We start from the raw sequence: 19,369 nt of genomic DNA, 5'->3' as shown, positions 1-19,369 counted from the left end.
CGTGAGGGAAAGGTGAAAAGCACCCCGGAAGGGAGTGAAATAGAACCTGAAACCGTGTGCTTACAAAAAGTCAGAGCCCGTTTTAGGGGTGATGGCGTGCCTTTTGTAGAATGAACCGGCGAGTTACGTTCCCGTGCAAGGTTAAGGTGAAGAGCCGGAGCCGCAGCGAAAGCGAGTCTGAATAGGGCGATGTAGTACGTGGACGTAGACCCGAAACCGGGTGATCTACCCCTGTCCAGGGTGAAGGTGCGGTAACACGCACTGGAGGCCCGAACCCACGCACGTTGAAAAGTGCGGGGATGAGGTGGGGGTAGCGGAGAAATTCCAATCGAACTCGGAGATAGCTGGTTCTCCCCGAAATAGCTTTAGGGCTAGCCTCGGAAAACAGAGTCGTGGAGGTAGAGCACTGATTGGGTGCGGGGCCCGCAAGGGTTACCAAGCTCAGTCAAACTCCGAATGCCATAGACTTACTTCCGGGAGTCAGACAGTGAGTGCTAAGATCCATTGTCAAAAGGGAAACAGCCCAGACCATCAGCTAAGGTCCCCAAGTGTGTGTTAAGTGGGAAAGGATGTGGAGTTGCACAGACAACCAGGATGTTGGCTTAGAAGCAGCCACCATTTAAAGAGTGCGTAATAGCTCACTGGTCGAGTGACTCTGCGCCGAAAATGTAACGGGGCTAAACACACCACCGAAGCTATGGCTTGATGCTTGCATCAGGGGTAGGGGAGCGTTGTATAAGGGTTGAAGGTGTACCGTAAGGAGCGCTGGACATTATACAAGTGAGAATGCCGGTATGAGTAACGAAAAGATCAGTGAGAATCTGATCCGCCGAAAGCCTAAGGGTTCCTGAGGAAGGCTCGTCCACTCAGGGTAAGTCGGGACCTAAGGCGAGGCCGAAAGGCGTAGTCGAAGGACAACAGGTCGAAATTCCTGTACCACCGTAAGCCGTTATGAGCAATGGGGGACGCAGTAGGGTAGTGACGCAGGCTGATGGATGCCTGTCCAAGCAGTGAGGCTGATGTGTAGGCAAATCCGCACATCGTAAGGCTGGGCTGTGATGGGGAGTGAAAATTACAGTAGCGAAGGTCATGATCTCACACTGCCAAGAAAAGCCTCTAGCCAGGTGATGGTGCCCGTACCGCAAACCGACACAGGTAGGCGAGAAGAGAATTCTAAGGCGCGCGGAAGAACTCTCGTTAAGGAACTCGGCAAAATGACCCCGTAACTTCGGGAGAAGGGGTGCCCCGGTAGTGTGAATAGCACGAGGGGGCCGCAGTGAAAAGGCCCAAGCGACTGTTTAGCAAAAACACAGGTCTGTGCGAAGCCGTAAGGCGAAGTATACGGGCTGACGCCTGCCCGGTGCTGGAAGGTTAAGGGGAGCGGTTAGGAGTAATCCGAAGCTGTGAACCGAAGCCCCAGTAAACGGCGGCCGTAACTATAACGGTCCTAAGGTAGCGAAATTCCTTGTCAGGTAAATTCTGACCCGCACGAATGGCGTAACGACTTGGGCGCTGTCTCAACGAGAGATCCGGTGAAATTTTAATACCTGTGAAGATGCAGGTTACCCGCGACAAGACGGAAAGACCCCATGGAGCTTTACTGCAGCTTGATATTGAATTTGGGTACGATCTGTACAGGATAGGTGGGAGCCTTTGAAGCCGGAGCGCCAGCTTCGGTGGAGGCACCGTTGGGATACCACCCTGATCGTATCTAGGTTCTAACCTGGTACCGTAATCCGGTGCGGGGACAGTGTCAGGTGGGCAGTTTGACTGGGGCGGTCGCCTCCTAAAGAGTAACGGAGGCGCCCAAAGGTTCCCTCAGAATGGTTGGAAATCATTCGAAGAGTGCAAAGGCATAAGGGAGCTTGACTGCGAGACCTACAAGTCGAGCAGGGACGAAAGTCGGGCTTAGTGATCCGGTGGTACCGCATGGAAGGGCCATCGCTCAACGGATAAAAGCTACCCTGGGGATAACAGGCTTATCTCCCCCAAGAGTCCACATCGACGGGGAGGTTTGGCACCTCGATGTCGGCTCATCGCATCCTGGGGCTGAAGTAGGTCCCAAGGGTTGGGCTGTTCGCCCATTAAAGCGGTACGCGAGCTGGGTTCAGAACGTCGTGAGACAGTTCGGTCCCTATCTGTCGTGGGCGTAGGAAATTTGAGAGGAGCTGTCCTTAGTACGAGAGGACCGGGATGGACGTACCGCTGGTGTACCAGTTGTTCCGCCAGGAGCACCGCTGGGTAGCTATGTACGGACGGGATAAGCGCTGAAAGCATCTAAGCGTGAAGCCCCCCTCAAGATGAGATTTCCCAGTATGTAAGACCCCTTGAAGACGACGAGGTAGATAGGCTGGGGGTGGAAGTGCAGTAATGCATGGAGCTGACCAGTACTAATCGGTCGAGGGCTTATCCAATTGCAAGTTCTAATCGCAGACTTTCGTTTCGAATCTAGTTTTCAGAGAACAACACTCTGGATGTATTATATTCCCTGATAGCTCAGTTGGTAGAGCACTCGACTGTTAATCGAGTTGTCACAGGTTCGAGCCCTGTTCGGGGAGCCATATGGAGAGGTGTCCGAGCTGGCCGAAGGAGCACGATTGGAAATCGTGTAGGCGTCACAAGCGTCTCGAGGGTTCGAATCCCTCTCTCTCCGCCAGATAATTTTTTTAGCAAGGCCCGTTGGTCAAGGGGTTAAGACACCTCCCTTTCACGGAGGTAACAGGGGTTCGAATCCCCTACGGGTCATTCTTTTCTTCAAAAAAAAGAAGTTGATTTTAATAGCGGTTTTATGTTAAGATCATAAATGTGTTATTCGGAGGCTTAGCTCAGCTGGGAGAGCATCTGCCTTACAAGCAGAGGGTCGGGGGTTCGATCCCCTCAGCCTCCACCATATATCTTTTATAACGACGCGGGGTGGAGCAGCCCGGTAGCTCGTCGGGCTCATAACCCGAAGGCCGCAGGTTCAAATCCTGCCCCCGCAATTATACTTTCTTACGAAAGTGATCTGGAACCGTGGTGTAGTTGGCCTAACATGCCTGCCTGTCACGCAGGAGATCGCGGGTTCGAATCCCGTCGGTTCCGCCATATTTTCCACATGAGGAAACTGTTCACTAGATCTGATATAAGGCACCGACGCCCAAGGTAAAGTGTAACATTTAAGTTTGAACTTTATTATGGCTCGGTAGCTCAGTCGGTAGAGCAGAGGACTGAAAATCCTCGTGTCGGCGGTTCGATTCCGTCCCGAGCCACCATTTATAACTTAATACGCCGGTGTAGCTCAACTGGTAGAGCAACTGACTTGTAATCAGTAGGTTGGGGGTTCAAGTCCTCTCGCCGGCACCACTTATGGAGGATTAGCGAAGTGGCCAAACGCATCAGACTGTAAATCTGCTCCCGTACGGGTTCGGTGGTTCGAATCCATCATCCTCCACCAGTTTTTAGGGGCATAGTTTAAAGGTAGAACAACGGTCTCCAAAACCGTTGGTGTGGGTTCAATTCCTGCTGCCCCTGCCAATTAATTTTAAAAGTATAGTATATATGGCGATCGTGGCGAAGTGGTTAACGCACCGGTTTGTGGATCCGGCATTCGGGGGTTCAATTCCCCTCGATCGCCCCTTTGTTTTGTCTATGGGGATTAGCCAAGCGGTAAGGCAACGGACTTTGACTCCGTCATGCATAGGTTCAAATCCTATATCCCCAGCCATTATGCGGAAGTGGCTCAGCGGTAGAGCATCGCCTTGCCAAGGCGAGGGTCGCGGGTTCGATTCCCGTCTTCCGCTCCAAATTAATACGGCGCCATAGCCAAGTGGTAAGGCACAGCTCTGCAAAAGCTTTATCCCCAGTTCGAATCTGGGTGGCGCCTCCAGTTATTTTCTCTATACGAAAAGAATATGTGCCGGCGTGGCGGAATGGCAGACGCGCTCGACTCAAAATCGAGTGGGAAACCGTGGAGGTTCGAGTCCTCTCGCCGGTATAACGTAGAACCCTATGGATTGCACTTGCAATTCATAGGGTTCTTTTTGTAAAGAGAGAATACTTAATGTTCAATGATGTGTAAGTTGAAACTATATCCGTTCAGTCATTTCTGTTGTCTGTATATTGACGTAATCTGGCATTGGGTATATTATAGATAAGTAAAGTCCTTAATCGACTTGAATGCTCTACTTATATTAACTAATAATGATGTGGGTACAAAGGAGTTATCATTGATATGCTGCTGCATCTAATTAAAGATATAATGACTCCTTTATATTTGTATTTGTATTCATATTTATATTTATTATAAAAAACATCTGAGCTATAAGTAGGAAAGATGAAGTTAATTCGAAAAGTTTAAATATCATCAAGTTTCTAAGCCGTAGAGTCTCTACGTGGTAAAGCCTCGAAGCCATACAATATCAACTTCATGATGTCATGAAATCATGAAATCATGTCTGAGTTATTTCCTTATATGAATCCTTGTACAAATATGAGTTAAATCAATGAAGTGGATCTAATAATCTGAATGAAGAAATGGAGTGTGTAGAGATGACAGAAGTGATACCAAGCAAAGAATTAGATATTCCCCAAGGATTATTTGATCTTTCTGTGTGGGAAGAGGCTTGGAAGAATAGACCGAGGAGTCCCAAATATAAAAAGCCAAGCGCCCCTTTTGATACAGCAGAAGCTTTTGAGAGATGGGCTAAAGAGTATCATCAGCAATCCTTTACAACAGAGGGAAAAGCACGTTCTGAGCGCATTATGGGATGGATCGAGAATCAAGGTGTAGATTTTGAAGGAATGTCGGTTTTAGATATTGGGGCAGCTTCTGGCATTTTCACAATCCCGTTCGCAGAGAAGGGTGCAACCGTAACAGCGGTCGAACCTTCTGAGCTACTCGTTTCCTTGATGAAGGAGACAATTCCAGCAGCTTTGACATCTAAGATTGAAATCGTGTGCGAGCGGTTTGAAGAAATATCTATTGAGCAGAAAGGGTGGAGGAAAAAGTATGATGTTGCTTTTGCTTCAATGTGTCCAGCAATGTCCGATTGGGAAACGATTGAGCAGGCCATTAATTCTGCCCGTAAGTATGTGTATATCAGTACGATGGCTGGACAACGGGAGCACACACTGATTGATGAACTAAGAACAGTGCTTCAAGTGCAGACCCCATTTAAACCAAGTGATATGGGATTCATTCAACAGTTGCTCTATCTGAAGGGGTACTCCTATACAACGCTAATTACCAAGGAAGTGAACACCGTTGAACTGCCTGTGGAAGAAGTTGTACAGAAGCTACCTGAATGGCTGAATACGTATAGTCTACCAACGGACGAACAATCCATTAGCCTGGCTGAGCAATACATTAGAAAGACATATGATAATGGAACAGTGACGTTCTTAAGAGGAGGACGGTTTGGTAAAATTCTGATTCAGTTGGAGCAGCCAAACATGAAGGTTCTCACAAACAAATAAAATAAGTATCTCATAATAACAATGATTGTTATTGAAGAATATCAAGTAAGTAATGTTAATGAGTGTTATTAAAATAAAAAGGAGCAGATGATCTGCTCCTTTGATCTGCTCCTTTTTGCTTTCATTTCCGACCCTTTCCGTCATCTCCGATCTCCAATAACGAACAGACGGTATACACGTATTGTGATGAGATAGATTAGATAGCCGCACCGAGTGTATCTCCTGACTGTCGCGTCGGTGTAATGATTTTGGCACCAATGCAAACTTATTTTCCTAATGAGCGGCTTTCCTGTACATAGCCAGCACGACGTTTACGTTCCCGGTATTGTCCAGGTGTGATACCCTCCCACTTACGGAAAGAACGAATAAAGTTCTGAGGGTTGTTATACCGGAGCCGAGCCGCAATATCCTTTACCGTTAAATCGGTCTCTTCTAACCACTTCTTCGCTATCGTAAATCGATGCTTGGTGAGGTACTCACTGAAGGAGCACCCTGTTTCCTTGCGAAATACACCACTTAGATAATTGGCATTATAGTGGAGAAGGGTAGCACACTCCTCTAATGTAAGATCTGTATCATAACTCTGCTGGATAAGAGCAATCATTTTCTCAGAAATATGTTGGTACTGCGCATACTGTCGTTCTTTGAGAATAGTTACAATTGGCATGATAATACGTTGAGTAAACCATTGTTCGACTTCAGCTGCAGACTGTAGTGTAAAGAGTTCTTTGAATATACTGCCCTGTCCGGTTGTAATCTGCCCGAGGGGTATGCCAACTTCCTGCATCATTAACAGAATACGTGTGAGCAATCGCATCAACATCAACTGATACTCTTCTGGTGTCGATTCCATATGAAATACATACTCAAGCAGCTGATGGAGCATAGAATTAGCTTCAGCGTCATCTACGGAATGCATCGCTTGAATTAATTCATACTCGAATGACTCCGGGTAAGCCAGCGACCAATGAGAAATATGAGTCTTAACTGTTTCATATGGGATAATAACGCCAGTTCCTAATTTGAGACGATGCTGGAGAGCCTCCATAGCCTCATTGTAAGCTTGATGGACTTCCAATAGGGTAGAATAAGGCTGACTGATGCCAATGCTTACCTGTAGACTGAGTAGATCTTCAACTCGCCTTTGCAGTTGCTCAGTTTGAGCATATAGTTGCTTCGTAAACTCATCTGGATCAGATTCATAGGTTCCAATGGCGGTTACAACCGTCTGCTCGATTAAGATCGGAAGCAGTTGCATCTCGGGCAAGATGGTCTCCTCTAGCATGTTTTGAATAGCAAACAGGAGCAGTTCCCGGTCTTGTGGGCTATATTTTGTATGATTCACAAGATCTGCTTGTATCGTTATAACGGAAATATGTTGCCATTGCTTGAGCTGAGAGGCATATCCTTGTTCATTCAAGATGTGTTGTAGCTTAATGGGTGGATATTTTCCCAGAAATATATTCATTAAGAAATGGCTACGTGACTGCATCACATAATGATTCAACTTGTGCTCAAGCTGAGAACGGGATGCGGATAATTGAGAGACCCCAGCTCTGATCTGTTCGAATTCATCCATGGAGAGCGCCGATTTCGCCCCTTGCAGTGAACCTGTAGCTGTTGCCGCTACTTGATCATGAATACCAATTTGAGAGAGAAGTCTACGAATAGGTGTGTGCATTCGCTTTGAACCTAGCCAGGAAAGCAGTAGAGAAAGAAGTAACATTCCCATACTGATATACATCGTGTGTAGTGCGACTTGAATATACTCACGGTTCAGGACATTCATTGGCGTAATCAGAATATAGCTCCATCCTTTTAATGGGGATTGGGCGTATACCATGGAATAGTGCTGATCTGACGTGCGCAGCTCACCGTAGGAGGAGGATGCTGGAAGCGAGGCAGGAGAGAGCTGCTCACTCAAGCTTACTCCATTGTCACTATAAATTAAGCCAGTCGCTGCTAAAGGCTTACCCATGTAGCTTGGGTCTGGATGTGCAATGATACGTTGTTCACGATTAATTATGATTAGTCCTGAAGTGGATGAACTCGCATCCACTGACTCAATAGGCGTCTGTAGTGAACACGCAGGTATTCCAGCAATAAGCGCCGAGTTTGTTGAATCATTTTTCGTTTGGATCGACCTAGCTAGTGCAATGTGATAATTACAGCCAGAACTCTTCATCCGCTCTTGGTTGTTAAAGACAGAGGACGGGACAAGTTGCCAACCTGATGTGAGCGTATTTGACAGTAAGTCTTTCATAGGTAGAGACAGTGGGAAATCTGTATTCAGATAAAGTCCTGCATGATCAATAAGCCAATCCTGAGTTTGGTTAACAAGTGTAATATCCATTAACGGCTCCCAGGATCTCATATGTTGAAACTCGGATTGCAATTTGTTCGCAATAGCCGGCTTTGGACTTAGTTGAGGTGTAGCCAGAGATTGTACAGTAAGTGGAGAGCGAGTTGCCTGATCCAACATATAACTTACCGTAGCCAGTTTGTGTTCTACGTTAGATTGCATTTGTGAAAGTAGCTGTTGATTCGCTTGAATACGATGTGACTCCATCTGATGCGAAGAATAGAGAAAAGCAGCAATGCCGGTTAAAAGAATGGGTAACGTGCTTAGCAGAATGCCATACACTATCATTTTATGTAAATAAGTTAAGGATCGCACAGGTCATCTCCTGACGTAAAGGGTGGTCATATTCCTATTTTAGTAAACGCTTACAATTAAAACAATCTAAATTTAGATTATATGGATAAAAAAGTAATATGTAATGAGGGTTGCGTTGGATATTTCACTTCTAGGGCTATTATGTAGAAACGCGAACTCATCATAAACGTAACTCAGAGGTAAGGACTGGTATCTGTAAATGGAAGGTCATGTAGGGCTCGAGTACAGGTAATAAAGGGATAAGGAGGCTTGGGCGAACCTTGTCAGATTAAGGTCTGATATAGGGATAGCCAAAGGTCGAAGATGATCCCCGACCTGAGTCTAGGATGAAAAACCGTCCACAGTCTGTTTTGAAAAGTCTCAAATTGCCCTAGAATAAGGACATAAGGTTAAACAAGAAACAAACGCACTCGGAAAGGGCGGTGGAAAACATAATGAGATGGAATAAAGGAAACGGCTGGGCGATTGTACTGATTGCGCTAGGCGCACTCATCCTCTTCGGAAAGTTAACACCTTTTCTAGGATACATGATGGGATATCTGATTCCCATTCTGATGATTGCACTGGGGTACTACGGAGTGAAGCGTGGTAACACAACGCTAGGATGGATCGTACTGATCATAGGTATCTTTGCACTGATCGGTAAGTTATCTTGGTTGCTGGGACCAATTATCGCAATCGGGTTGATTATCTTAGGGGTATCGATGCTAGGAAACAAACGCAACAGTCATCGCCGTTACTAAGATTTCACGATTATGAGAAGGAGGACAGAATATAATGAGTGTATTTCGTCGAATGCGGGATATTACCGTAGCTACGTTGAATGAACATTTGGAGCAAAGTCAGGATCCAGTCAAACTGATTGACCAGTTTCTGATCTCGACCCGCCAAGACATCGGTGAAGCTGAGAAGCTTCGTCATCAATATGCAAGTCACACCAGACAGATGAAACAGCAAGCTGATCAGGCAGCATCGATGGTACACAAACGTGAAGAACAGGCTTCAATGGCCTTAAAAGCTGGTGAGGAGCATCTGGCCAAACTTGCTCTCCAAGAAAAAATTCTGCATGAAGAAAAAATGGATCAGTACAACGAATTGTACGCCCAAAGTAATGCGGCATTACAGGAGCTTGATGAACAGATTGATCAGCTCAAAGTAGAATATCAAAATGTCTACAGTAAGCGCCAATATTACTACGCACGGATGCAAACCATCCAGTTACAACAACGAATGAATCAGAGAAGTCACTATAATAACGGACAGAATGTCCCACGTATGTTCAATCGACTGGATGATCAAGTCTCTGATCTTGAATATGAAGCACAAAGTTTACGGGACATACGCCGTATGGGTCAGGATGGCTCTGGATCAGCAGGAAGCATGTCTTCCGGAGCGCTGGATAAAGAGCTGGAAAGGCTAAAACAGAAGTTAAACAATGACAAAAAGGAGTAGTTAAAATGAGTAAATTATACCGCTCAACGCGTAATCGGATGCTGACAGGTTTGATCGGCGGCATCTCCGAGAATCTCGGACTCAGTACCACGCTGCTACGTCTCATCTTCTTCATCAGTATTTTCGCTACGGGAGGTACATCACTGCTCATCTACTTCATCGCTGCATTGGTGGTGCCGAAGGAACCCTACTACGCTGATCCATACGATCACGTAAGAGGACACAAGTAAACGAAAGGAGTAAGCACATGAGCAAATTATACCGCTCAACGCGTGACCGAATGTTAACCGGTTTGTGTGGCGGGATATCCGAATCCATTGGCATGGATTCCACACTACTTCGGATCATCTTCGTCATCAGTATCTTCGTAACTGGCGGCACGTCGTTGTTAATTTATTTCATTGCAGCACTGGTAGTCCCCAAAGAACCCTATCCGCCATATGATCCATACGGATACGGATCAGGTCCTGGCAGAGGATACAACAACTATGATCATCAGCCGCCAAGAGGCCCTTATCAAAACAACCCGAACCAATCAGGTCATGGAAGCTTCGGACCTGGCCCAGGGTATAACGGTAGACCGCAATCTGATCCACGTTCCTATGATAACAATGCCTACGGAGCTGGGGCACATCAAGAAAGTGATCTGGACTCCATGATGAAAGATATTGAGAAAAAAGCACTGAAAAAAGAAGTTGAAGAGCTTCGCCAAAAATTATCTCGTTACGAGAAGGGAGAAAAGTAAAATGGGAGTATTTAAACGGATTAAGGATATGACGAAAGCATCGGTTAATGATATGTTGGATAAAGTGGAAGACCCAATTGTAATGTTGAATCAGTATCTGCGTGATATGGAGGCTGAAATTCATGAGGCTGAGGTAACTGTTGCCAAACAAATGGCAAATGAGCGTCGCATGAAGCAACGTTTGGATGAAGCAGAGCGCACATCTGTACAACGTGAGTCTCAAGCTGAAGCTGCTTTGGCTAATGGTCAGGAAGAAGTAGCTCGCAAATTGCTGGAAGAGAAAATCTATTTTGATCAAAAAATTACGGAATACAGCGATCTTCATGCACAATCAGAAGCACAAGCCAAAGACTTGTTACAACAGCTTCATGACATGAAAGATGAGTTCTACAAAATGCGTAACAAACGCAATGAACTGGTATCTCGTGCTCAGATGGCTAAAGCGAAAAAGCAAATGTCCCAAATCAACAGCTTGCACAGCATTGAGAGCGGAGGCGCATCACTTGGATTCCACCGCATGGAAGAAAAAATCATGCAAATGGAAGCTGAAGCTGACGTAATCCGTGCACCGTATCGCAACACACAATCCACGTACACTAATCCCGTGGATGCGGAAAAACAGTTCAAAGTTGATCAACAGCTGCAAGCTTTGAAAAACAAAATGGGCAATGGCGCAAAAAATGATGCAGGCAACACTTCAAAAGAATAACTGTTCGCTATGCAAACAATATGATATTCTATAAATCGTGAATAGAGAACGGTTTGTAGAGCAAAGGTTAAGCCATACGGGACCTCAGCGCCTGGTATGGCTTTTCCATCGAATAGAGAAGATTACGTTTACAGAGGAGGTGCGGTGGGGATGAATAAGAAAAATCAATGGCTTGCAGTGCTCATCATTGTGATTGGCGTCTTAATGTTATTGAATCAAAATATGAACTTTCTAACTCTTGCCGCACTGATCCTGCTGACGTATGGAATGGTTCAAGTTCAAAAAGGTGTTACACGTAAAGGGTATCGATGCTTGGGAATCGGTGCAGCACTATTGTTGCTAGATAATTTGATGATTGTATTTTTGATCGTACTTGCCTCACTCGCTTTTTTCTATTCCAAAACAAAGAAGATTCATCTGAACGAAAATGTTATGCGTAGACAAAATTTCTTGGCACGGTACTATTGGGATCAACAGGCTTGGCGGTTACAGAGTATGAGTCTGTGGCATGCCATGGGGAAGTTAACGCAGATCTATCGCTATCTATTCCGGAAGAGAAACAAACCATTGTATTACTTCAGGGCGTCATGGGTAATGTTCGATTGACCTTGCCTGAAGATTATGGCGTTGAAATTGAAGCATTCGTATTGTTTGGCCGCGTTAATCTAAATGGCGAGCAGGACAGTGGGATGATGAATAAAATAATATGGAGAACTCCTGGCTATGAGTCCAGTGAACATAAAGCAAAATTCGTAATTTCTTATATTGTTGGCGACCTAAGCATCAGTAATCCGTAGTAATTAAAAAGAACAAAGGAGGAGACCTGTATGAACACAAAACGACATACCGACATGGTAACCCGAAGTATGCGTGAAGGGATCCTCCTTGTTTTCATTGTGCTCGCGGTTGTCTTGTATGTACTATATACATATGGTTATCTGGCTCCGTTTGCAGGCTGGAGACATCTGATCCAATCAGGTGTGGCATTGTTACTGTTGTTAATTGGAATTGGAGCTGCATTTGGTTTTTACCAGAGCTACCGGGTGAAGCGCAGACTAGAATTGTTGAGGGAAACATTGCTGCAATGGGAAAAAGGTTCTCTCTCCCGCACAGTACCTGATCTAGGTATGGACGACGTTGGGCGTCTAAGCGAGCAGCTTGGGCGGATCGGGAAGAAGTGGGAGGATCAGGTTACCTCACTACAGCGACTATCTACTAATAATGCTCAGCTTGCTGAACAAGCAAGAGTTACGGCAATTGTGGAAGAACGGCAGCGTCTTGCAAGAGAATTGCATGATGCGGTATCACAGCAGTTATTCGCCATTTCCATGACAGCAACAGCGGTTGGACGGAAAATGGAAAAGGATTTTGAACGTGCTCAGCGGCAGGTTGCTCTAATCGAAGAGATGGCTTCAGTGGCTCAGTCAGAGATGCGTGCTTTATTATTGCACCTGCGTCCAGTCTATCTGGAAGGCAAACAGCTAGAGCAGGGGTTGAATGATCTGGTCATGGAACTGAAGACGAAAGTGCCTATGGACATTGTTCTAGAAATCGATGAGGATATTGATCTGGTTAAAGGAATTGAAAATCATCTGTTCCGTATTGTTCAAGAAGCGATGTCTAATACATTACGTCATGCAAAGGCGGAGAAAATGGAGATTAGGCTACAGCGACGGACAGATGCAGTTAGAGTGTTAATTCGTGATGATGGTCAAGGCTTTGATCTGGATGAACAGAAGCAGGCTTCTTATGGTCTAGCGAACATGCGTGAACGTGTGACAGAGATCGGTGGAGCCATTCAATTTGTAACAGCACCTGGTAAAGGAACACGGATTGAAATTACGATACCTTTGATGAGCGATGAAAGTGAGGAAGGACATGTCAATGGAGGAGACGGAAGTGGACACACAGTCAGAAACGTCAATTAAGGTGCTGCTCGTGGATGATCATGAAATGGTTCGGATTGGTCTCGCCGCAGTTCTTGATACGGAGGATGGCATTGAAGTTGTTGGTGAAGCAGGAAGCGGGGAAGAAGGTATTCGGTTAGCACAGGAGTATAAGCCGGATGTTGTTCTGATGGATCTAGTCATGGAAGGTATGGACGGCATTGAAGCTACTAGACAATTGCTGAAAATGTATCCTGAATGCAAGGTTATCGTTCTGACGAGTTACTTGGATGATGAGAAGATGTATCCGGTTATTGAAGCTGGGGCGTTCAGTTACCTGCTCAAAACCTCCCGAGCTAACGAGGTGGCTGATGCCATTCGTGCTGCAGCACGTGGCCAATCCGTACTGGAGTCACAGGTAGCGTCCAAGATGATGAATCGTTTCCGTCAACCTCAAGCCGCAGCACCGGCTCATGAAGAACTGACGGATCGTGAAATGGATGTCCTTCGTTTGCTCGCTCAAGGAAAATCTAACCAGGATATTGCCGATGATCTGATTATCGGGATCAAGACGGTTAAATTTCATGTGACCAACCTGCTCGCGAAGTTAGGCGTAGATGACCGCACACAGGCAGCAATATATGCCTATAAGAATGGACTTGCTGAGTAAGGGCGTTGGAAATGTGACGATGGATAGAGATGAGGAACAGGTGGTTCTACTATTCAGGCTATCAGATCTACACGATAAGCTTAGCGGAATATAGAAGAGTTAGGTGAGAAAGTCCGATTAACCAGGGATATTGGTTGATGGGGCTTTTTTTGTATGCAATAAAGCGTTTAGTACGAAGAGAAAGCGGGCATGCTGTTGATAGATTCATAGAATAGAAAACGAGCGGGGGATTCAGCATGTTAAAACGGTGGATGATGACAGCTGTACTAGCAGTAGCAATCATTATGTTAATCGGTATTACTCAAGTATACGCAGAGAAAAGTGTATCTGAAGGTGAGAAGTTAGATCAAATGCTGAACACGGCAGGTGCTGCTATAGAACAAGTCGATCGCTTAGTACTTAAATGGCAGGGTCAAGGTAAGGGAGATGCACAGGAGATAGCGTCGTTACTCGCTGATGAGCTACAGCTCGAGAAGCCTGAATTAGTACGTCAAACAGGGCATGATGTATATCGCAGTGAACTGAAGGTGTCAAACGAAGGCGTGGGCATTCTGGTCAACGTTGTTGTTACAGGGGAAGCGGAATATTATACGATTATCCAGTTATCTGGGAATGAAGAGAGTGATATGAGTGTGTATCTCCATCTGCATGAACAGGTGGAGCGTTTGCTTAAAGAGGTCGGTATTAAAGCAACGTGGAACTTTTCCGTACAAGGTACAGGGGAAGAGGCTATTGTAGGAGCAGAAAATCCTAACAACGTTCAAGTACAAGCGATTACAACAGTTAGACACATTGAAGGAGCATTATCAGATAAGCTGAAACTGAGTGCAGTGGAGCATTATGAAGATGCCAGCACAACAAGTGTATCTTATGTTGTTCCTGAGTTATCACTGGCTGTGAACAGTGGTTTGCATCAATTAAATATGCAGCTGGCGGTTCATCAAGATGATGTGTTAGGAACGAACCGCGTTACTTTGGGTTTTCCTCTCATTACGATTGAGTACTGAGTATTGAAATGTATTGGAATGTGGAGTATTACGCTTTGAGCGCATTGAGGATATCGTTTGAACCACGGTGATCTTGGTTAAGGAGTATTCATACCATGAATGGAATATTTATCGATGAAGTTTTAATGATAAGTTTTTGAAAATAGTTGTACAAGACTGCCAGAAATTAGTGCATCGCCCTAGTTGATATGCTAAAATGGCATCACATCCATGAAGGAACATGCTGGTAATTGACGTTTGTATGTTGTGCATACTTAACACCATTACATAGCTCGGGGAGTGCTTAGGCGTGTGTTCTTCCCCGGAAGAAAGAGGAGCCTATGGTCGAAAAACGAATGCAAGATGAAGTGCAGACACCTGGCGCAGTATTTTTCATTTTTGGAGCAACGGGCGATTTGGCTCGCCGGAAGTTATTTCCGGCCATTTATAGTCTATACCGTGAGGGCAAGCTAGCCGATGACTTCGCGGTTATTGGTGTAGCACGGCGCCCGAGATCACCAGAACAATTCCGGGAAGACATCCATGAATCCATTCGAGAGTTCTGTCGTTATCCAGCTGGAGATCCGGAGGAATGGGATGATTTTGTCCAACATTTTGAATACAAATCACTTGATATTAATAACGTTGATGGTTTCCGAGAGCTGCGTGAGCAGACAGAGGCTCTGGAAGCCAAGTTCAACACGCCGGGTAATCGGTTATTCTATCTAGCACTTGCGCCAGAGCTATTCGGCAATGTGTCCTTCAGTCTGAGGGATGGCGGGATGCTGGAGAGTAAGGGCTGGAATCGGCTTGTGATCGAGAAGCCCTTCGGGTATGACCTGCAATCAGCTGAACAGTTGAATGAGCAAATTCGTGAAGTATTCCGGGAAGAGGAAATCTATCGAATCGATCATTATCTAGGTAAGGAAATGGTACAAAATATTGAGGTTATCCGCTTCGGTAATGCCTTTTTTGAGCCACTCTGGAACAACAAGCATATTGCGAATGTTCAGATTACACTCGGTGAGACGGTTGGTGTGGAGGAGCGCGGAGGGTATTATGACCACTCTGGTGCGCTGCGTGATATGGGACAGAACCATATGCTGCAGATGTTAACGATGATTGCCATGGAACCGCCAAGCCGACTATTCCCCGAGGACATTCGAGATGAGAAGGTTAAGGTACTGCGATCACTGCGTGCTTTTGCCACAGATGAAGAGGTAAGCAGTAATGTGGTGCGGGGACAATATACGAAGGGCGAGTATCGAGGGAAGCAGCTTCCAGGGTATCGAGAGGAGGACAAGGTTGATCCAGAATCCACTACGGAAACTTATTTTGCAGCACGTGTGTTTGTTGATAATTTCCGCTGGGCTGGTGTACCGTTCTACATTCGGACAGGTAAGCGTCTTCCAGTGAAAACAACCGAAATCGTAGTCGAGTTCAAATCGATGCCAAACAACGTATATCTCGGCAAAAAATATAAACTAGAACCAAACTTGCTGGTCATTCGTGTGAACCCGATGGAAGGCATATATATCAAAATTAATGCCAAGAAACCGGGCTCGGATTCGGAAATTCAACCGCTTGCGATGGACTTCTGTCAAAGCTGCATGATTGGCATCAATTCACCGGAAGCATACGAACGGCTGCTGCATGACGCGGCAGAAGGAGATTCGACGTATTTTACCCGTTGGGATGAAGTCGCAACAGCGTGGTCATTTGTGGATCGGATCGCTGCTGCGTGGGCGGAGAATCATGGTGAACTTCATACGTATTCAGCAGGCACCTGGGGGCCAGAAGCAACGGATAAGCTGCTTGAGCAGGACGGTTACCACTGGTGGCCAGTGAATGGCCAAGATGAAGACCGAGTGATTTGGCAAGTGAATAATTAATGAGCTAAAGCTTCATAAGCTGAGATTCAGGATGTTCGCTACTGGGCGAATGTCTTGAATCTTTTTTAGAGTGAAGAGAAAACATGTATGAATGTATGAAGTGGATAGATTTTAAATGACGGTATATATTGTTAAGGTAGATGCTTTACTGAGAGAGGTATGGTATAGCGTGAAAATGTGTGGCTTAGAAATAAGAGGCATATGTTGAATGGGGATATACGTATACTGGTGAGGAAGAGAAGGTGTAGGAAAGAGCAAAATGGTTGAAATATAATTACTTAAAATAATTTGTTGACAAAAAGTAAGTAGATAACTTATACTCAATTCAACAGATAAAGAAATTACGCAAAACAAAAACAAAGATGCGGTTTAACCATTGACGTTAGTCAGATGAAGCGCACATGAAACAGAATTGCAACGAGTAGGGGTACACGTTACATGAAGTTCATGAAAAAAATTTTGGCATAATATCTTTAATCTAAGAATACCAATTTGTAAATATTGAATGGAGGAAAAAGTAATGTTGGATGTAGGATTGTTGTTGATTCGTTTGGTGATTGGTTTGTCGTTTATGGCGCACGGTGCTCAGAAGTTGTTTGGCTGGTTCGGTGGATATGGGATCAAAGGTACGGGCGGTTGGTTTGAATCCATGGGTATGAAGCCTGGTGCGTTGGTGGCATTGCTGGCAGGGCTCGCAGAATTCGGCGGTGGATTGCTGCTTGCACTTGGTCTGCTTACACCAGTTGGCGGTATTCTCATCGCGTTAACGATGGTGATTGCAATTGTGAAGGTTCACGGTGCTAACGGTTACTGGTCTACACAAAATGGATTCGAGTATAACCTCGCGATTCTGGTCGTTGGTGTAGCACTGGCACTGACAGGTGGCGGACAGTACGCCTTGGATGCTTTAATTTTCTAAATCGTATAAATGAAGAAGGAATGGAAGTACCTGGAGGCTAAACCGGCTGAAGGGTGCTTTTTTTCGATGTGTAAAAGTGAGAAATCTGCGGAACGTAATCGGTTATTTTCACTACAGATTATGGTACAATAGGAGAGTTGGGTTTAGAATCAGTATTACCGTATAAAAGGGAACACAGATCTGGAGAGGATGAACTCCATTGTAATGGTGTAAAATGAATCTAATATGCCGACGACGTTGCGGCGGAAGTTAATGTACAATCAACCGGCTTTGCCGGATTTGCATAAAGATTGAATGATAGACCGGCTCAGCCGGATTAAACGTGAATGAACGGATGAAAGGGATAGAAGCTATGAGCAAAGCTGCAGATAACATTCTTCAACAAGAAGTGGACAAACGCCGGACGTTTGCCATTATCTCTCACCCGGATGCGGGTAAAACAACTTTAACCGAGAAGCTACTGTTATTCGGGGGAGCGATTCGTCTCGCGGGTACAGTTAAGGCACGGAAAGCAAGCAAACATGCAACAAGTGACTGGATGGAAATTGAGAAACAGCGTGGTATCTCGGTAACTTCTTCCGTGATGCAGTTCGATTATTTGGATCACCGCGTTAACATTTTGGATACTCCTGGTCACCAGGACTTCAGTGAGGATACGTATCGTACCCTGACGGCTGCGGATAGTGCGGTCATGTTGATCGACGTGGCGAAGGGTGTCGAGGCACAGACGATTAAGTTGTTCCAAGTATGTGCGAAGCGTGGCATTCCTATCTTCACATTTATTAACAAATTGGATCGTGAAGGACAAAGCCCGTTTGATCTGATGGAAGAGCTTGAGAATGTCCTTGGTATTCGCTCTGTACCGATGAACTGGCCGATTGGCACAGGTCGCGATCTATGTGGTGTATATGACCGTATGAAAAACCAGGTTGAATTGTTCCAAGGTGACGATCACTCGACGATCAAAGTGCAAAAAGTGGATGGATACAAAGATCCAATTATCCGTGAAATGGCGGGAGAGTACCTGCATGACCAATTGTGCCAGGAGCTTGAGCTTTTGGATGTGGCTGGGGATCAGTTCGATATGGAAAAGGTACAACGTGGTGAATTGACACCGATCTTCTTCGGTAGTGCGATTAACAATTTCGGTGTGCAGACGTTCCTGGAGAACTTCCTTGAGCTGGCACCGAAACCTGAACCTCGCCGTAGTACAGCGGGTGATATTGAACCGACCAATGAGAAGTTCAGTGGTTATGTGTTCAAAATTCAAGCGAATATGAACCCGGCACACCGTGACCGGATTGCGTTCCTGCGGATCGTATCTGGTAAGTTCCAACGTGGAATGAGCGTGAAGCACAACCGTGTAGGGAAAGAGATCAAATTGTCTCAACCACAGCAATTCCTTGCGCAAGATCGAGATATCGTTGAAGAGGCATATGCTGGAGATATCATCGGTCTGTTCGATCCGGGAATCTTCCGAATTGGCGACTCGCTAAGCCAAGGCAGTGAAGTTGTTTTCGACGAATTGCCAACGTTCTCGCCAGAGATTTTCGCCAAAGTAACTGTCAAAAACGCGCTCAAACATAAACAGTATCAAAAAGGGATCGACCAATTGACGGAAGAAGGAACCATTCAGGTCTTCAATACCGTTAGCTTCGACGAGACGTTGCTCGGCGTAGTAGGTCAGCTCCAATTTGAAGTATTTGAATACCGGATGAAGGGTGAATATGGGTAGATGTGCAATTGCAGCGTATGCCGTATCAATTCGCACGTTGGATTGTGGACGAAAACCTTGATCCAAGCAAATTCCGTATTAACTCTACGCTGGTAAAAGATAAAAAAGGCAATTACGTTGTACTCTTCGAGAATGAATACGCGATGAGAACAGCAATGGACAAAAATCCTACGGCGAAATTCTTGGAAACTGCGCCTTAAGTTAAGTCTTACTGTGTAAATTTACACAAACCACTCCGATGACA

General features: G+C 45.4%; 14 protein-coding genes, 15 tRNA genes, 1 rRNA gene and 1 pseudogene (1 of these 31 cut by a window edge). 30 read left to right on the top strand and 1 reads right to left on the bottom strand.

Going from position 1 to position 19,369, the window contains the following annotated elements:
• The 17 genes from DMB88_RS25265 to DMB88_RS25185 all read left to right on the top strand — a co-directional run.
• Positions 1-2,414 (top strand): 23S ribosomal RNA (locus DMB88_RS25265); it begins 509 nt to the left of the window's first position.
• A 71-nt stretch (positions 2,415-2,485) separates the two neighbouring features.
• Positions 2,486-2,561: transfer RNA gene (locus DMB88_RS25260), tRNA-Asn, on the top strand.
• 3 nt (positions 2,562-2,564) lie between these two features.
• Positions 2,565-2,656, top strand: a tRNA-Ser gene (locus DMB88_RS25255).
• A gap of 17 nt (positions 2,657-2,673) precedes the next feature.
• Positions 2,674-2,745: transfer RNA gene (locus DMB88_RS25250), tRNA-Glu, on the top strand.
• 69 nt (positions 2,746-2,814) lie between these two features.
• A tRNA-Val gene (locus DMB88_RS25245) sits at positions 2,815-2,890 on the top strand.
• Between the two features lie 17 nt (positions 2,891-2,907).
• A tRNA-Met gene (locus DMB88_RS25240) sits at positions 2,908-2,981 on the top strand.
• A 25-nt stretch (positions 2,982-3,006) separates the two neighbouring features.
• Positions 3,007-3,084, top strand: a tRNA-Asp gene (locus tag DMB88_RS25235).
• A 91-nt stretch (positions 3,085-3,175) separates the two neighbouring features.
• Positions 3,176-3,251, top strand: a tRNA-Phe gene (locus DMB88_RS25230).
• Positions 3,252-3,266: 15 nt separating this feature from the next.
• Positions 3,267-3,342, top strand: a tRNA-Thr gene (locus DMB88_RS25225).
• Positions 3,343-3,347: 5 nt separating this feature from the next.
• Positions 3,348-3,433: transfer RNA gene (locus DMB88_RS25220), tRNA-Tyr, on the top strand.
• A gap of 6 nt (positions 3,434-3,439) precedes the next feature.
• Positions 3,440-3,513 (top strand) — tRNA-Trp (locus DMB88_RS25215).
• Positions 3,514-3,540: 27 nt separating this feature from the next.
• Positions 3,541-3,613 (top strand) — tRNA-His (locus DMB88_RS25210).
• Between the two features lie 15 nt (positions 3,614-3,628).
• Positions 3,629-3,703 (top strand) — tRNA-Gln (locus DMB88_RS25205).
• A 4-nt stretch (positions 3,704-3,707) separates the two neighbouring features.
• Positions 3,708-3,782, top strand: a tRNA-Gly gene (locus DMB88_RS25200).
• 9 nt (positions 3,783-3,791) lie between these two features.
• Positions 3,792-3,865 (top strand) — tRNA-Cys (locus DMB88_RS25195).
• 29 nt (positions 3,866-3,894) lie between these two features.
• Positions 3,895-3,973 (top strand) — tRNA-Leu (locus DMB88_RS25190).
• Positions 3,974-4,527: 554 nt separating this feature from the next.
• Positions 4,528-5,454, top strand: a complete 927-nt coding sequence (locus tag DMB88_RS25185) for a class I SAM-dependent methyltransferase (protein ID WP_164848787.1) — start codon at positions 4,528-4,530, stop codon at positions 5,452-5,454.
• Positions 5,455-5,719: 265 nt separating this feature from the next.
• Here the strand turns inward: DMB88_RS25185 and DMB88_RS25180 are convergent, their stop codons facing one another.
• Complete coding sequence (locus DMB88_RS25180) at positions 5,720-8,131, bottom strand: helix-turn-helix domain-containing protein (RefSeq protein WP_128103536.1); 2,412 nt, start codon at positions 8,129-8,131, stop codon at positions 5,720-5,722.
• A 434-nt stretch (positions 8,132-8,565) separates the two neighbouring features.
• Between DMB88_RS25180 and DMB88_RS25175 the strand changes: the two genes are divergently transcribed.
• The 13 genes and pseudogenes from DMB88_RS25175 to DMB88_RS25120 all read left to right on the top strand — a co-directional run bounded on the left by DMB88_RS25175 (position 8,566) and on the right by DMB88_RS25120 (position 19,325).
• Positions 8,566-8,874 carry a LiaF transmembrane domain-containing protein gene (locus tag DMB88_RS25175; RefSeq protein WP_128103535.1) on the top strand — a complete coding sequence of 103 codons (309 nt, stop codon included), beginning with the start codon at positions 8,566-8,568 and terminating at the stop codon, positions 8,872-8,874.
• Positions 8,875-8,908: 34 nt separating this feature from the next.
• Positions 8,909-9,583, top strand: coding sequence for a PspA/IM30 family protein (locus tag DMB88_RS25170; RefSeq protein WP_128103534.1), 675 nt, complete (start codon positions 8,909-8,911; stop codon positions 9,581-9,583).
• A 5-nt stretch (positions 9,584-9,588) separates the two neighbouring features.
• Complete coding sequence (locus DMB88_RS25165; RefSeq protein ID WP_128103533.1) at positions 9,589-9,813, top strand: PspC domain-containing protein; 225 nt, start codon at positions 9,589-9,591, stop codon at positions 9,811-9,813.
• Positions 9,814-9,830: 17 nt separating this feature from the next.
• Positions 9,831-10,328, top strand: coding sequence for a PspC domain-containing protein (locus DMB88_RS25160; RefSeq protein WP_128103532.1), 498 nt, complete (start codon positions 9,831-9,833; stop codon positions 10,326-10,328).
• A gap of 1 nt (position 10,329) precedes the next feature.
• Positions 10,330-11,037 carry a PspA/IM30 family protein gene (locus DMB88_RS25155; RefSeq protein ID WP_128103531.1) on the top strand — a complete coding sequence of 236 codons (708 nt, stop codon included), beginning with the start codon at positions 10,330-10,332 and terminating at the stop codon, positions 11,035-11,037.
• Positions 11,038-11,187: 150 nt separating this feature from the next.
• A complete protein-coding gene (locus DMB88_RS31545) occupies positions 11,188-11,643 on the top strand; it encodes a hypothetical protein (RefSeq protein ID WP_254438677.1) in 456 nt (151 codons plus the stop codon).
• On the top strand, positions 11,541-11,834 hold the full coding sequence (gene liaF, locus DMB88_RS25150; protein ID WP_254438670.1) for a cell wall-active antibiotics response protein LiaF: 294 nt from the start codon (positions 11,541-11,543) through the stop codon (positions 11,832-11,834). Before DMB88_RS31545 ends, liaF begins: the two co-directional genes overlap by 103 nt.
• Before the next feature lie 30 nt (positions 11,835-11,864).
• A complete protein-coding gene (locus tag DMB88_RS25145; protein WP_128103529.1) occupies positions 11,865-12,965 on the top strand; it encodes a sensor histidine kinase in 1,101 nt (366 codons plus the stop codon).
• Positions 12,922-13,593 carry a response regulator transcription factor gene (locus tag DMB88_RS25140; protein ID WP_128103528.1) on the top strand — a complete coding sequence of 224 codons (672 nt, stop codon included), beginning with the start codon at positions 12,922-12,924 and terminating at the stop codon, positions 13,591-13,593. The genes DMB88_RS25145 and DMB88_RS25140 overlap by 44 nt, the downstream gene beginning before the upstream one ends.
• Before the next feature lie 236 nt (positions 13,594-13,829).
• On the top strand, positions 13,830-14,600 hold the full coding sequence (locus DMB88_RS25135) for a YwmB family TATA-box binding protein (protein WP_128103527.1): 771 nt from the start codon (positions 13,830-13,832) through the stop codon (positions 14,598-14,600).
• A 320-nt stretch (positions 14,601-14,920) separates the two neighbouring features.
• Positions 14,921-16,471 (top strand): glucose-6-phosphate dehydrogenase, encoded by a 1,551-nt coding sequence (gene zwf / locus DMB88_RS25130; protein WP_128103526.1) that lies wholly within the window; start codon positions 14,921-14,923, stop codon positions 16,469-16,471.
• Positions 16,472-16,991: 520 nt separating this feature from the next.
• On the top strand, positions 16,992-17,390 hold the full coding sequence (locus DMB88_RS25125; protein WP_053783291.1) for a DoxX family protein: 399 nt from the start codon (positions 16,992-16,994) through the stop codon (positions 17,388-17,390).
• Positions 17,391-17,742: 352 nt separating this feature from the next.
• Positions 17,743-19,325: pseudogene (locus DMB88_RS25120) on the top strand (peptide chain release factor 3).
• The last annotated feature ends 44 nt before the right edge of the window (positions 19,326-19,369 follow it).

The organism is Paenibacillus sp. DCT19 (assembly GCF_003268635.1).
In the GTDB taxonomy this organism is placed as follows: Bacteria; Bacillota; Bacilli; order Paenibacillales; family Paenibacillaceae; genus Paenibacillus.
This window is presented reverse-complemented; position numbering and strand designations above follow the sequence as displayed.

What these genes read in the sequence shown, in the direction of transcription:
- DMB88_RS25185 (WP_164848787.1), top strand. Translation starts at nt 4,528, where the DNA reads ATGACAGAAGTGATACCAAGCAAAGAATTAGATATTCCCCAAGGATTA.
- DMB88_RS25140 (WP_128103528.1), top strand. Translation starts at nt 12,922, where the DNA reads ATGGAGGAGACGGAAGTGGACACACAGTCAGAAACGTCAATTAAGGTG.
- DMB88_RS25135 (WP_128103527.1), top strand. Translation starts at nt 13,830, where the DNA reads ATGTTAAAACGGTGGATGATGACAGCTGTACTAGCAGTAGCAATCATT.
- DMB88_RS25125 (WP_053783291.1), top strand. Translation starts at nt 16,992, where the DNA reads ATGTTGGATGTAGGATTGTTGTTGATTCGTTTGGTGATTGGTTTGTCG.
- DMB88_RS25155 (WP_128103531.1), top strand. Translation starts at nt 10,330, where the DNA reads ATGGGAGTATTTAAACGGATTAAGGATATGACGAAAGCATCGGTTAAT.
- DMB88_RS25170 (WP_128103534.1), top strand. Translation starts at nt 8,909, where the DNA reads ATGAGTGTATTTCGTCGAATGCGGGATATTACCGTAGCTACGTTGAAT.
- DMB88_RS25145 (WP_128103529.1), top strand. Translation starts at nt 11,865, where the DNA reads ATGAACACAAAACGACATACCGACATGGTAACCCGAAGTATGCGTGAA.
- zwf (WP_128103526.1), top strand. Translation starts at nt 14,921, where the DNA reads ATGGTCGAAAAACGAATGCAAGATGAAGTGCAGACACCTGGCGCAGTA.
- DMB88_RS25160 (WP_128103532.1), top strand. Translation starts at nt 9,831, where the DNA reads ATGAGCAAATTATACCGCTCAACGCGTGACCGAATGTTAACCGGTTTG.
- DMB88_RS25165 (WP_128103533.1), top strand. Translation starts at nt 9,589, where the DNA reads ATGAGTAAATTATACCGCTCAACGCGTAATCGGATGCTGACAGGTTTG.
- DMB88_RS31545 (WP_254438677.1), top strand. Translation starts at nt 11,188, where the DNA reads ATGAATAAGAAAAATCAATGGCTTGCAGTGCTCATCATTGTGATTGGC.
- DMB88_RS25175 (WP_128103535.1), top strand. Translation starts at nt 8,566, where the DNA reads ATGAGATGGAATAAAGGAAACGGCTGGGCGATTGTACTGATTGCGCTA.